The 13966-nt window shown below is 42.8% G+C and carries 13 protein-coding genes; 8 read left to right on the forward strand and 5 right to left on the reverse strand.

Annotated elements, in window-relative coordinates; genetic code table 11:
- Window positions 1-61: 61 nt before the first annotated feature.
- Window positions 62-1009, reverse strand: a complete 948-nt coding sequence (locus tag AACR11_RS04220; protein ID WP_029789388.1) for a hypothetical protein — start codon at window positions 1007-1009, stop codon at window positions 62-64.
- A gap of 423 nt (window positions 1010-1432) precedes the next feature.
- On the opposite strand from AACR11_RS04220, the gene AACR11_RS04225 reads away from it, so the two are divergent.
- The 8 genes from AACR11_RS04225 to AACR11_RS04260 all read left to right on the forward strand — a co-directional run bounded on the left by AACR11_RS04225 (window position 1433) and on the right by AACR11_RS04260 (window position 7247).
- Window positions 1433-1693 carry a DUF5062 family protein gene (locus AACR11_RS04225; RefSeq protein WP_005376453.1) on the forward strand — a complete coding sequence of 87 codons (261 nt, stop codon included), beginning with the start codon at window positions 1433-1435 and terminating at the stop codon, window positions 1691-1693.
- 241 nt (window positions 1694-1934) lie between these two features.
- Window positions 1935-2429 carry a YcxB family protein gene (locus AACR11_RS04230; protein WP_029789387.1) on the forward strand — a complete coding sequence of 165 codons (495 nt, stop codon included), beginning with the start codon at window positions 1935-1937 and terminating at the stop codon, window positions 2427-2429.
- Window positions 2430-2644: 215 nt separating this feature from the next.
- Complete coding sequence (locus AACR11_RS04235) at window positions 2645-3859, forward strand: MFS transporter (RefSeq protein WP_029789386.1); 1215 nt, start codon at window positions 2645-2647, stop codon at window positions 3857-3859.
- A 144-nt stretch (window positions 3860-4003) separates the two neighbouring features.
- A complete protein-coding gene (locus AACR11_RS04240; protein WP_029789385.1) occupies window positions 4004-4297 on the forward strand; it encodes a putative quinol monooxygenase in 294 nt (97 codons plus the stop codon).
- Window positions 4298-4326: 29 nt separating this feature from the next.
- Window positions 4327-5028 (forward strand): SDR family NAD(P)-dependent oxidoreductase, encoded by a 702-nt coding sequence (locus AACR11_RS04245; RefSeq protein ID WP_029789384.1) that lies wholly within the window; start codon window positions 4327-4329, stop codon window positions 5026-5028.
- Between the two features lie 87 nt (window positions 5029-5115).
- Entirely contained in the window at window positions 5116-5556 is a 441-nt protein-coding gene (locus AACR11_RS04250) for an ankyrin repeat domain-containing protein (protein ID WP_029789383.1), read from the forward strand.
- 16 nt (window positions 5557-5572) lie between these two features.
- A complete protein-coding gene (locus AACR11_RS04255) occupies window positions 5573-6052 on the forward strand; it encodes a hypothetical protein (protein ID WP_223295802.1) in 480 nt (159 codons plus the stop codon).
- Window positions 6053-6389: 337 nt separating this feature from the next.
- Window positions 6390-7247 (forward strand): hypothetical protein, encoded by an 858-nt coding sequence (locus AACR11_RS04260; protein ID WP_029789381.1) that lies wholly within the window; start codon window positions 6390-6392, stop codon window positions 7245-7247.
- On the opposite strand, the gene AACR11_RS04265 is transcribed toward AACR11_RS04260, so the two are convergent.
- The 4 genes from AACR11_RS04265 to gcvP form a co-directional block, all read right to left on the reverse strand.
- Window positions 7244-7495, reverse strand: coding sequence for a hypothetical protein (locus tag AACR11_RS04265; protein ID WP_339367126.1), 252 nt, complete (start codon window positions 7493-7495; stop codon window positions 7244-7246). The two genes, AACR11_RS04260 and AACR11_RS04265, sit on opposite strands and share 4 nt — an antisense overlap.
- A gap of 46 nt (window positions 7496-7541) precedes the next feature.
- Window positions 7542-9746, reverse strand: coding sequence for a DEAD/DEAH box helicase (locus AACR11_RS04270; protein WP_223295803.1), 2205 nt, complete (start codon window positions 9744-9746; stop codon window positions 7542-7544).
- Entirely contained in the window at window positions 9743-10639 is an 897-nt protein-coding gene (locus AACR11_RS04275) for a HamA C-terminal domain-containing protein (RefSeq protein WP_029789379.1), read from the reverse strand. Before AACR11_RS04275 ends, AACR11_RS04270 begins: the two co-directional genes overlap by 4 nt.
- A gap of 433 nt (window positions 10640-11072) precedes the next feature.
- A complete protein-coding gene (gcvP, locus tag AACR11_RS04280) occupies window positions 11073-13937 on the reverse strand; it encodes an aminomethyl-transferring glycine dehydrogenase (protein ID WP_038898897.1) in 2865 nt (954 codons plus the stop codon).
- Between the last annotated feature and the right edge of the window lie 29 nt (window positions 13938-13966).

Below are 13966 nucleotides of genomic sequence, written 5' to 3' on the forward strand. Positions count from 1 at the left end.
ACCAGAAGCGCGGTCTTCCTTGATAGTCTGATACGAGAATATCTTCGAGAAGGGTTTAGCGTTATCTATTCGTCATATTGTACTGAATAGTTTGGCTAAAGCTTGGCAGTGTGACCTCTAGCAGTGCCACATCTGGCAGAGTATCACCGTCGCTGTTCTGGTATTGATAGCGGTATGTGCTGACTGCATCGCCAGCCGTTTGTTTCATTGATTTGATTGGATGGAAGGCAAGACCAAAGAAATCTAAGTCTACTTTCCACTCTTTCACTGGATCTACATAGTAAACACCATAAACCAATGAACCATCATCCACATACTCCATTTCAAAGGTTTTGGTGCCTTTGCCGAACAACTTCTGAGTTGCTTTTTTGATTTCGCCATTCGGGTAGTATTGCAGCAAGAGGGTACTCTTTTCCTTTGGTGTCGAGAGCTTAACCTCACGGATTTTTCTTAACTTACCATCTTCATGGTAGGAGTAATGAAATTCGCGAACAGACATATCGTCGCCAGACTGCGGTACTTGGCGGCGTTGAAGAAGTTTGCCATCAGCACCATACGTATATTGAATTCGATATGTCGCGATAGGTGTACCGTTAAGATCGGCAGCCTCATCCTGAAAGACTTGCTTATTCTCAACATCAACTTGACCAAGTTCGTTATAGCTGTATTGAGAGATGAAGTTTTCTTTGGTGTGTCTTACGTAACTGTTGATTGAGCCGTGCTTCATTAGCGCACGCGCAGATTCCAAAAAGCCTGCATCGTTATAGGCGTAGTCAAATGTACTGTCTGCGTAGTCGCGCTGTGTTACTCGTCCTAGCTGATCGTATGAGTACGCGCCAGCTACAGTCAGTTGCCCTTGGTTAGACTTTGCTATTTGTGTTAAGCGAGATTGGTTTGCAGTGACCAGACCTTGGTCAATGTAATCTTTAAACACAGAATAGTGTTCGTAAGCCGTAGCGTTAAATGCAGCGAAAATTGCCAGACCGGCGAAGCTTCTTTTAATGTTCATAGTTAATAGCCTGTTATTTATGGTTTTTATTAATTTTTCAATCGGAAGAGAGGTTTAACTCGACCGATGTAAGCGCCCTCAATTTCAGCATCGAGAAGCAAAGCTGAGCTTATCAGTAGGGTTTTATAAAGTAAGTATAAATATGATAATAATTATCATTTAAATTTATTTGTTTGAGATTGATTCAAAGAAAAAGCCAATGAAAACGCTCAGAGACCATAAAAAGAGGGGACATTTTGAAACCAGAAGCAATGTGGTGAAGTGACCTGCCTACATTGCTGTATCGCCAATATCAGCATGCTAGGTCGTTGTTTAATCAGTTGCGCTGCAATGTCAGGGAATCTTACTAATATGCGAGCTTACTAACACGCCATACGTGACACTTCATGTATTCTTAATTGAAGCGAAGAAGAGGATTTATCAATGTCAAAAAGCTCCAAGCTTCACAATGAAGACAAACTGGTTAAGAAGGCACTAGAGATTGGTGGGAAGATGGCGAAGCTACAAGGCTTTGACCTTCCACAGTCACCACAACCTCTAAGAGTAAAAGCGATTTACCTATTCTTGGTTGATGCAAAACAGATCACGCCACTACCGGAAAGCAAGCTAGACGGCGCAAGCATCAAACACCGACTGGCAGTCTGGATACACAGTGCATTGCCAGACAACGACCCTCTAAAGTAGAAAACCTCAAGAAGTCGCATAGGTCATTAATTAACATAGAACATTAATTAACAAGGCGAGCCAAATGGTTCGCTTTGTTTGATCTTGGTAAGTGTACCGAGGTCTTCGAATGTTTCGTTATTATTGATTTACAAAACAGAATCAAAAGGACTAAAGATAAACCAAGAGAAGCGCTACAATGCACGCGTTGCGAGAGAGCAACCAAGTAGACTCATTCACAGAAACCTTAAAGTAACCATACATGTCTAAAGATTTCGAATTCACCACAGAATACACACTCGACAAACCGTTCTTTGCAGAGTGTTATGATCAAACTAGCCAGCCTGTTAAGTTCCCACACGCATACCTGAAAGGGATCTTGTTTCTTATTTTTGGTGTGGTCTTATTGGAGTTTGAGCTACTACCAAACGGTTATGTGGGTTGGTTCTTTATCGTATTGAGTGTAATTGAAGCGTGCAGTGTTTACTTCAAAAGAACTTGGTGGCTGTGGCGCCAAACCATCAGCTCAAGCCGTGGCAACAAAGTGGTGTTTGAAGTTAACGCGGATGGCGTGCGCTACAAAAGCGGTAAAATCGATCGCAGCCTCGCTTGGAATGAAATCGACCAACTCGAACAAACCGATTTGGGCTTTATCCTTCATCTTGGTAAACAACGCCAATACATCAGCAAATCTTGCTTAAACGAAGAAGTCATCGCGTTTATGGTAGAGCAGCACACTGCATCGAAAGTGAGCTAACAAATCTTTACTTTCAAAAAGGCGAGCCAGTGAGTTCGCCTTTTTTGATCTTGGCTTTGAATAGCTAGATTGTTAGCTTTTGCCTAATAATAATTTAGCTATTCATCATCTAGTTCTAACTCATCTTATCTATATCATTTATTCCATTGACGCAGAGTGCGTAACTTATTGGAAAAGCACCTTGAAAAGTTCAGGGTGTAGATAGGACAGTTATTATGACGATAGCAGCAAAAACAGCCCCAATGACAAACAGTGTCGGGCTGACTCTTCTTGCGGGTTTACCTCTTTTCACTCTTCTGCCACTTGGCTTAGACATCTTCTTACCTGCGGTATATCAAATCGGAGAATTCTTCTCTGACCAAGGCGTGCCTTCAATGGCGATCAGCATCTACATGTTGTTTTGGGGGCTTGGGCAATTGTTCTGGGGCGGTATGGCTGACACCATCGGCAAAAAGAACATTGCGCTGATTGGTCTAGCTTTGTTTGCTTTCAGTTCTTTTATGATTTCGACCATTGATAGTGACCAAGCGATGCAGTTCTTGGCGTTTCGTGCGCTACAAAGCTTTGCTGGTAGCGCGTGCTTTACCGCGATCTTTGCTCTGATCCGTATGCGATTTGAAGGCGAGCACCTGAATAAAGCCTACAGCTACCTGAATGGTATTCTCGCGTTTGTTCCGGTTAGTGCTCCGCTGGCTGGTGCGTACATTGTCGAGACGAATTCTTGGTTTACGCTGTTCACGATCATGTCGGTACTTAGTGTGGTTAGCATTGTTTGGATATTCTTGACTCTGCCAAATGACAAAAATGCGCAGCAATCATCGGTAGCAGAAGCATCGAACACTGGCTTTATTCGTCGTTACGCAGCCGTTATTGTGAATACGCGCTTTAAGACATTCCTATTCTTTGCGCTTGTGGCTCAGAGCCTGTTCATCTACCTACTGACCGTTGCGCCAATGTACCTAATGGGCAAGCTAGAAGTATCACAAGTCGCGTTTGGGCAAATGTTTATGGCAATCGCGATAGTCTTCATGCTTGGTAGCTTCTTATCGCCAGCCATTAACGCTCGCTTAAGCATTAAAGCTTTAATCGCACTTTCACTCGGATTGATTGTGGCGGGCGGTGTATTGATGTTTGTTATGAGCGGTATTCAAGCTTGGTATTCTCTCATTGGTCCTATGGTGATTATTGCTATCGGTTGCACCATGCTTCTGTGCAGCTGTCCGGCAAATGCACTGGCAGATTTCAAAGAAAACGCAGGTGTGGCAAGCGGTTTATACACAGCGACAACATTCGGTGCTGGTGCGCTAATCTCAGCCTTGTTTACTCATGTGATTGATAGCACCGATCTTAGCCAAGTATCTCTGGTTTACGCGTTGTTCGCACTGTTTGCATTGGCGGTATTCTCAATAAAAAAAACAGTGAAAGCATGAGTCTCTGATCCAAACCCAGCAGAGCTCAGAGTCACTAGCAATAAAGTACAAAAATCGAAGCAGGATTCTTCAATCTATTGCGACACACACTAAGTAATCTAGATCCTATCGAAGCGCAGATTACACAAGGTAAGAGAGAAAATTATGATCATCGTTACAGTGACAGGCAAAGTAAAACCTCAGTTTAAATCGCTTTTTATCGAGCACATGGCGGAGCTGGCAAAAGTGGTTCGTGCGGAAGATGGCTGCATTACCTATCAACAAAACATCAGTGCAGACGACGAAAATACACTATTCCTTTATGAAGAATGGCAGTCAGAACAACAACTACAGGCACATCTGGCTACAGCGCACATGACAGAGCATTTTGAGCTCGCTCGACCATGGTTTGATTCGGTCGAGATGAAAACCTTCGAAGCAACTGAAACCCAAGCGTAAGCAGATAGAGAACTGACGAGGAACTCGACATGAAAAACACAACCCAGCGAGTCGCGATTGTTACTGGCGCAAACCGTGGCCTTGGTAAAGAAGTCGGTCGTCAATTGGCAGAGCAAGGTGACATCGTCATTGTTACGGCTCGTCAGTTGAGCAACGCACAGCAAACAGTAGAAGAGTTGGGTTTAAACAACTTACTAGCGGCGCAACTTGATATTACTAACCAAGAGAGCGTTGACCAATTGGTTGAGTTTGTTCAGCAACGTTTTTCTGCTGTCGATGTGTTAATCAACAATGCCGCCATTCACTATGACACTTGGCAAAACGTCGTGAACGCAGACCTCAATACCGTTCAAGAAGCGATGGACACCAATGTTTATGGCGCATGGCGGATGACACAAGCCTTCTTACCTTTGCTTCAAAACAGTCGACAAGCTCGAATCGTTAACGTCAGCAGTGGGGCGGGTGCAATTAAGAACCAGACTGGCAGCACTCCTGCGTACAGTATGTCAAAGATCGCCCTTAACTCATTGACCTTAATGTTGGCCAATCAACTCAAAAGCAGTGGCATTTTGGTTAACGCTGTTTGTCCGGGTTGGGTAGCGACAGACATGGGCGGAAGCGGTGGTCGACCTGTAGAGCAGGGGGCAAGTGGCATAACTTGGGCCGCAAACTTGCCGGCAAATGGACCAACAGGTGGCTTCTTCCGAGATGGTGAAGAAATCGAATTCTAGTCGTTAATGGGTATAAGCTTTAATCAAGGTTACGGCTTCTATGATGCATCGAAGCTGATAAAACAAGAAACCAAAATAGTGGGTAATATGAAAAAGTTAATTGTCATTTTCTCGTTGGCAGCCGTTGCCATCACCGCAGCATTTCAAGCGTTTTGTGCAGATACCATTCACCTTGCTGCTTACAACGGCAATGAAGCTCAAGTGATTGAGTTATTGAAAACCAATCCCGATCCAGATGAGAGAGATTCTTACGGCGGAACTGCACTGCATGCCGCGATGTTCCAAGACAATACGCGAATCGTCGAACTTCTGATTGAAGCAGGTTATGACGTTAACGCCGTAGGCCCTAGAAACGGATACACACCACTGCATGATGCGGTATGGGCTAACAACCTACCTGCACTAAAAATCTTGGTTGCCAATGGTGGTGATATCACGATTAAAGGCAAAGATGGTAATACGCCACTTGAAAAGGCAATCGCTGAAGACAAACCAGAAATCGTGGCTTACTTACAAAGCCTTAAATAAGGAATAGGTGTCCACAATGCATTATCAAAAGGCGGATTACGACAAATTGATTCAGCAGTATGCGGAACACAAGTTTACCAAGAACGACATCAAGAGCTTTGTATATCGCGTGTTCTCAATGTATGAGCGTGCAACCGTAGGAAAGGTGCGAGTGACAGCAGAAGCATTTGCCGATCTCGTTGATGAAAATATCCAAGTCGACTTTCCCGATTACAAAATCCATTCTCGCCAAGAATTTATGGAATGGCACCATTGGATACATGACTTATTGTTGTCTGACGACCACGAGATCGAGAGTATTGATGTCTCTTACCTTAGCGAAGGTAAGTATGTCGCTGAGTTTGATGTCCGTTGGCGTGGTGATTTCAAGGATGGGTCGTTTACTGATCTCACCGTAGCCCAACGCTGGGTGATGTACGAATCGGAACAGTTCGATCACCCAGTGATTGAAAACTACCTTGCGGTGGTAAAGAGCAATAACCTTACTGGCGACTAGGGGAGGTAGGAATAATCCACTCTTGAATAGCTTCGGTTTAACACCCTAATAAATGTCTCAATCCTAACTCAGTTACCTCATCCAATAATGAAAAGGCGAGCCAAGTGGTTCGCCTTTTTCGAACTTGAAGCTTGGTGTTTAGTGGTGATGTGTTATGGGAGGTGAGATCTATCGTTTCAGAATAGAGTAGGGATAATAGTGGCTACAGCAAGGCCCGAAAAATCATAGATATAGGTCTTAAATTATCGTGACTCAACTTTCGCAATCGTTGTTACCGTGCTAAAATACTGTTCATTAATACAGGCGATAACTCTGTTAGGAATTGAGTGGAGTTAAAATGAACAAATTAAAAAAAAGTGTGACTGTACGTTTTTTTTCCATTGATGCAACAAGCTCATTTTTCGATAGCTTTTCAGCCAACTACGCTGTTAGTTGTGAAGGGGGATCGTGCTCCAGAATTATAACCAATAGAACTGTTAAGCATCTGATTAAAACTCTCCCTAATCATAACGATGGCTTCATTATTTCTGTTGTTAAAGAAAGGAATACTTGGCAAACAAAGGCAACCCGAGATGGCGAAATTTCTGGTCTAGCTTTAAACCAAGGAATTATCGGCGATCCTTACTACTTCAGTGTAATTCCAGAGAAAAAACTCATACTTGGCTTTACGACAGGCCCTATTGGCAGCTTGAAAAGTGTGGCTAAATTCGCTTTAGAGCAGTTTAATTCTAGTCGGACGGAGAAAATCGATCTATCTTTAATACCGAAAGAAAAGGAATACGATAAGCTAAGAGAACTTCCAGATTATAGTAGCCTTCATTTTAAAATAAACTCGTCTTCATTGTCAGATTTATCTGATGATGCCCCACTATTAATTAAGAATTTAGGCTCAGCTCCTTATATAGACAATAATATTCAATTATCTCTCGACTTAGACTGTAGCGATGAACCTGAAAGCATCATAAATAAAGAAAGTTTAATAGAAATTGTTAACTATTTGTCTGAAAATGATGCGTGTACTTTGCTTAAGGTTAAAGGAGTTGATAGTGATGGCCAAAAAGTTAATTTAGATTTTGGAAACGCCTTTATGAATTATAAAGCCGATCTTAAGCTGAGAAATAAGTATATTGACCAAGATACTTCATTGCAGGTTTTAAGATCGGCTTTAGACTCTATCCATCAAATATTCAGCTAGCCTGCTAGCGTTCTTATCTCCCTCTTGGTGACTGGATGGAGGTTGTCAAGAGGTTTAGAATCGAGCATCTCTAGTAACTGGTATATGGTTTCTATCTTTGAGGTGCTTCCTAACAAATCTTCTATCTCATTTGCAGCTTCTCTTGAGAGCCCCATATTGATAAGGTTAACCATGTTTTCATCACAAGCACCGATCTCCAGATAGGTATGTAATTTTACGCTTGTCTTATCAGTACCTTTCTGATTCATTTTATTAGTGAGTAGCAAGTGATAGCAGCTTAAAGCATTTCTAAGCCTAAATAAACCTAATATCATTATTTATTACTTTAATAACGTTTCTTACAGACTTGTTAACATTGCTAGAATCGGTATTACTTTTATCCCATGCAATCTGTTCTGTTATAATTTCTTTAAGGCTTTTTCCTGAAACCCATTTAGATGAAATGACGCATATGTAATTGATTGTGTATTCATCACTATTAATGTATACGCCCAGTTCGTTTAGTTTAAGAGCTACTCTAAGTAGTACTTCATATAAATCAGGAGACTTTGGATGTGGTAATACCCAATCGTTGAAGTCTTCAAGATTATCTAAGAAGCTAAACAATTTATTTTGTTGGATGTAACCGACAGTTGGGTTAGCTTCTAATGTAAACGGTGCTACTCTTAGCGACCTGTAAGCTTTATCTACTGATTTCAATAGCAACTCAATATCATCATCTCGTAAAGATAACTCTTTCGAGCCTAAGGTGCTTTCTAGTCCATCATTAGAGAACTCCCTAATGAGTTTGTTCGCAATGGTATAAAACCTATATTGATCAGACTCATCGTGGGGATATGTGCCAGATAGAGCATATAATACTCCAGTGAGCTCTGTGTTGAGGGTTTTATAGTATGTAGGTAGTTTGTTTTCTTCGTCTTCATCGTCTTCAAAGTAATCTTTGAATGTCCAGTTTTCAGGATCAATGAGAAAGATGTTTCCTGAGAAGTGTTCTAGCATTCGACCAGCACGACCTGTGATGTTGTTGAGCTTTACATCTTCTAAGCGTTCAGATGGTTTTCCAACAATGGTCTGTATTGGGTTTTGTAAGAATAAGTTTTTAGCTGGTAGGTTTACACCCTCGGCTAACGTACTAGTACATGCAATAAAGTTAACTTCTCCATCTTTCGCAAGATTCTCTATCATTACTCTAACAGAGCTTGGTAGAGGGCCGTAATGGAAAGCTACTCCCTTTCTTAGGTTATTTGCCAGACTAAATTCTTCATGGATGAATCTTTCAATGTAATCCGCCGCTTCTTCGAGGTTATCTGTAACATCAAATTCATCGATTCGCTCTGCTATGTCCCTTGCGGTATCTTCACAGTAATTAGTTTTATTTCTGTAGATTATATTACTTTGTCCTTTACCAAGTCTTAAGACTATGTCTGCTAGCTTAACCCCTGTAAAAGCCTTTGGTATAGTTACAGTATGGTTTAGGTTTTTACTCGATATCTCTATGTTTCTACCAGCCAGTTTTACTGACATTATTATCTTTGCTACAGGTGAGTGCCTTGTTATCTCCTTGTGGAAGTCAATATCGCTAAACACTGAACTAAAGGCGTTCTTGTAGCTTTCTGAAGGCATACTAATAATGATTTGAGGAAAGCTGTCTTCAAGAAGCTTTTCTAAAGTCAAATGGAGAAGTACACCTCGGCTTTTATCTGAAATGTTATGAGCTTCATCTATGAATAAATAGTTGAAGCTTAGGTCTCCTCGCTGAATTAGCTCGTAGAGTCGTTCTTGTGTCATAACAAAAATCGTTTTATCGCTAAATTCTTTGTCATCTCGTGGAACTGTGCATATTTCGATATTTTCGTGTTGTCCAAAGCCTTTAGCTATTTCGTAAACCTTTCCAGATACTTCAGAAATGAGTGCCCTAGTTGGGACTACAATTGCTGCGAAAGAACCGTTAGGGCTTTCAGATACCTCTCTAACTAAGTATGTCAATATTATATGAGTCTTTCCCGCTGAAGTAGGAGCGATAGTGAGGACATCCTCATCAGACTCCAGGTTTTCCCACAGCATTCTTTGAAAATCGGTCAATGGAAAGTCAAGTTCCTTAACCGAGTTGAGATTTTTCTTAAACTCAAACCTAGCATTGTTATAAAACCCCAAATCCATCTTCACATCTGGATAACGGTGCTCTAGAAGAGAAATATTCGGAAAATCCCCTGAATCAATAAACATGCTTTTAGCAATGGGTACTAACTCAGGGTACAGGTCTCCCGATACATCAAGTAGCATGGCCAGCAAAATAGCTGCCTCTCTCCTTGTTTCTTGTTCGGTAGACTTACTAAAGTATTGAATCACAGAAACTATTCTTTTTACGAAGTTCCTATCAAGCTCTATTTCGTTTCTTAAAAGATAAGCTACGTAAGTATTGAAGAGGGTTTCTTTATCCTTACTAAACTCAGGGTGTGAAGAAATCTTGATGTTTACCTTATCTGCTAAAGTGTTCATTTATATATTCCTGTGTAAGCAATAAATTCTTCGACCAGCTTGCTTACACAAGTAAATGGCAACATTAATAATGTAACTTCATTAACATCAAGACCCTTATTCTGTACTTTTCCAAAAAAGTCGTTGATGTACTCATTAGCTATTTTTTCATATGAACCAATGTAGTCGGGAGCATTTTGAAAAATAATGTCTGGCTGAGTAAAGCCGATGAAGCAAGGAGAGTGAATGTGCTGAATACTATCGGATGATGTATAAGGGTTTAGAGCATCTAATATCAATTCCTCAAGTTCATCGTCTAAATTAGGAAAGTCCATATGGCTTTCAATGAGATCAAACTCATCCCCAAACTTTTCTTTTGCACTCTTGATTGAGGACGCAGCACTTGCTGCTGCAGCCTTGAACTTTTGGTAAAGTTTCGATTCACCTAAATAAACTCTAAAGTTTCCATCAACCATTTGAGCGTGAACGGCGTCTGCCCCAAATACAGGCATAGTTGCTCTATCTTTCATCGATACCTTACTGAGTATCTTTGGAGCTGATAAGTAAACGTCAAGTAATGTGAACAAAATTAGTTCACCAAGTTCACCTTGGGCTGTATGTTTACTTATTTTTCTTAAAGCTTTGTTAAAGAGTTCGTCCATCGCAGTCTCACTGCTTTTACCAAGTTTTTTTTCAATTTCGGTACATGTAAAAACATAGTTTTGTAGGATGCCATTTTTGATACATTCAAAAAACTCAGACAAGCTAGCTTTTCCATCTTCGTGACAAGGAAGGTAAACAAGTAGCGTGTTCACTTGACGACCATCTTCTAGATAAAACGTCGTTGGTAACTCTTTTAGAATACTCTTTATTTCATCTGCATTGGATAGTTGGGGTTTTAAGACGGGATCCATGGGCTACTATGATGCTCCAGATAGTATTATGAAATAATCGGCATAATACACCCATATTTAGTGTGGGTAGTAATTGTTTTTAGCTAACTAATTGTATTTGTGACTTTGATAACTTTTGAATTAGAAATACGCATAGTCCGAACCTCTAGTTAGCGTTTGCTTCTCAAGAGGACTGTAAAAGTCTTATAGCCAACTTTAAAGAAATTTTGAGGGTTACTTATAGGGTGTAGGTTGTGGGCATGTTCAGAGTCTATCTATTATGAAATCCCCAAATAGTAGACAGATCTACTGGTGTGATTTTTATTGCGGTGCGGATGGTTTACTGACTGAAACGAAAAATCTGCTACATAGTTTCTAAACTGCAGTTAGAAAATAAAAAGACCTGAGAAGCGGGAGCGCTTTCAGGCCTTTGTCTATTTAGACTCTACAAAAATTAATCTTCGTAGTTATCGATGCTTGGGCACGAGCAAATTAGGTTACGGTCACCGTATACGTTATCTACGCGGTTTACTGTTGGCCAGTACTTCCAAGATTTGGTTGCTTTAGAAGGGAAGCAGCCAAGCTCACGAGAGTAAGGGCGATCCCATTCATCTTTCGCTAGGTCAACTTGAGTGTGTGGCGCATTAACAAGCGGGTTGTTATCTAGCGGCCATTCACCGTTCTTAACCTTCGCCATCTCTTCACGGATTGCGATCATTGCATCACAGAAGCGGTCTAGCTCTTCTAGATCTTCCGATTCCGTTGGCTCAACCATGAGCGTGCCTGCTACAGGGAACGACATAGTTGGTGCATGGAAACCGTAGTCCATTAGACGCTTCGCGATGTCTTCTTCGCTGATACCTGTTTCTTCTTTCAGTGGACGAATGTCGATAATACATTCGTGCGCTACACGACCGTTTGAGCCACGGTAAAGAACAGGGTAGTGAGGACGCAATTGCTCCATCACGTAGTTCGCGTTCAGAATCGCTACTTTCGTTGCGTCTGTTAGGCCAGCTTCGCCCATCATTGCGATGTAAGCCCAAGAGATAGGCAGGATAGACGCGCTACCCATATCTGCTGCGGATACTGCGAAGTTTTCGCCATCTGCACCGTTTTCAATGTGACCCGGTAGGAAAGGCGCTAGGTGCGATTTCACACCGATAGGACCCATACCCGGACCGCCACCACCGTGTGGGATACAGAAGGTTTTGTGTAGGTTTAGGTGAGAAACGTCAGAGCCGATGAAGCCCGGCGTTGTTAGACCAACCTGTGCGTTCATGTTTGCGCCGTCTAGGTAAACCTGACCGCCTGCTGCATGAACCATTTCACACACTTCTTTCACTTGCTCTTCGTATACGCCGTGCGTAGAAGGGTAAGTGATCATGATGCTTGATAGGTTGTCTTTGTGCTTCTCGATTTTCGCTGCTAGGTCAGTGACGTCGATGTTGCCTTCTTCATCACACTTAACAACAACCACTTTCATTGACACCATAGATGCTGTCGCAGGGTTAGTACCGTGCGCAGAGCTTGGGATCAAACATACGTTGCGGTGACCTTCGCCACGGCTTTCGTGGTAGCGTTGAATCGCGATAAGACCTGCGTACTCACCTGATGCACCAGAGTTTGGTTGTAGTGAGAATGCGTCGTAGCCTGTGATTTCACATAGCTTCTCTTTAAGATCTTTTGCTAGTGCGGCGTAACCGGCTGCTTGTTCTGCTGGTGCGAACGGGTGGATCGAACCAAACTCAGGCCAAGTTACTGGAATCATCTCTGCTGCTGCGTTCAGCTTCATCGTACAGCTGCCCAGTGGGATCATGCCGTGCGTTAGTGAGAAGTCTTTGTTCTCTAGCTGTTTTAGGTAACGCATCATCTGTGTTTCGCTGTGGTGTGTGTTAAACACAGGGTGCGTTAGGTATTCTGTTGTGCGGCGCAGTGCTTCTGGAATCGCTGCAAATTCGTTGCCAGCAATTTCAGTTGATAGTGCTGCGACTTCTTCTTTCACGCCGAATACTGCGAATAGGGCTTCTACGTCTGCCACGGTTGTGGTTTCGTCGAAGCTTACACCTAGCTGAGTACCCAACTTACGTAGGTTGATGTCTGCCGCTAGTGCTTTTGCGTATAGCTCTTCAGTTTGTGCACCAGTATTGATGGTGATGGTGTCGAAGAAGCTGTTGTGAGCAAGCTCGAAGCCGCCTTTAGTTAAACCAGCAGCTAGGATGGCTGTCATGTGGTGCGTACGACGAGCAATCGTGCGTAGACCTTCTGCGCCGTGGTAAACCGCGTAGAAAGACGCCATGTTCGCTAGTAGAGCTTGAGCGGTACAGATGTTTGATGTCGCTTTTTCACGACGGATGTGTTGCTCACGCGTTTGCATTGCCATGCGAAGAGCTTGGTTGCCGTTGGTATCGATAGAAACACCGATAACACGACCAGGCATAGTACGCTTGTGCTTGTCACGTGTTGCCATGAAGGCTGCGTGTGGACCACCGTAACCCATAGGAACGCCGAAACGTTGTGCCGAGCCGATTGCTACGTCTGCACCCATTTCACCCGCAGGTTTTAGTAGGGCAGAAGCCAATAGGTCAGTCGCTACCGTTACCAGCGTTTTGTTCGCTTGTGCTTTTGCGATGATGTCCGTTAGGTCACGAACTTCACCTGTTGTGCCTGGGTACTGAACTAGCGCGCCGAATACGTCTTGCTCTGGTAGTGATTCTAGAGAACCAACGAGGACTTCAAAGCCGATGAATTTCGCACGAGTTTTTACCACTTCGATGGTTTGCGGGTGAACGTCGTCAGCAACGAAGAATACGTTACTCTTGCTCTTACCCGCACGCTTACAAAGTGTCATCGCTTCTGCTGCTGCCGTTGCTTCATCGAGCAGTGACGCGTTCGCGATTTCCATACCGGTAAGATCCATTACCATTTGTTGGTAGTTTAGAAGCGCTTCTAGACGACCTTGTGAGATCTCTGGTTGGTAAGGGGTGTAAGCGGTGTACCAGCCTGGGTTTTCCATCACGTTACGTAGGATTACGTTTGGCGTGAAGGTGTTGTAGTAACCTTGGCCAATGAATGTACGTTTAACTTGGTTCTGATCGGCGAACTTACGCATTGCTGCCAGCATGTCTGCTTCGCTTTTCGCTTCTGCCAAGCTCATTGGCTGCTCTAGGCGAATTTGCGCTGGTACAGTTTCGTCGATAAGTGCATCAAGGCTTACTGCGTTGATCGCTTCCAACATTTTTTGTTGGTCAGATTTGTTTGGTCCATTGTGGCGAGCAACGAACTCATTCTGTGTGCTGAGGCTTTGAAGTAATTCAGTCATTGTCCTTTACCTACTCCTTGGTTCGGGTA

The sequence above is a fragment of the Vibrio sp. L85 genome (assembly GCF_963871815.1).
GTDB lineage: Bacteria > Pseudomonadota > Gammaproteobacteria > Enterobacterales > Vibrionaceae > Vibrio > Vibrio harveyi.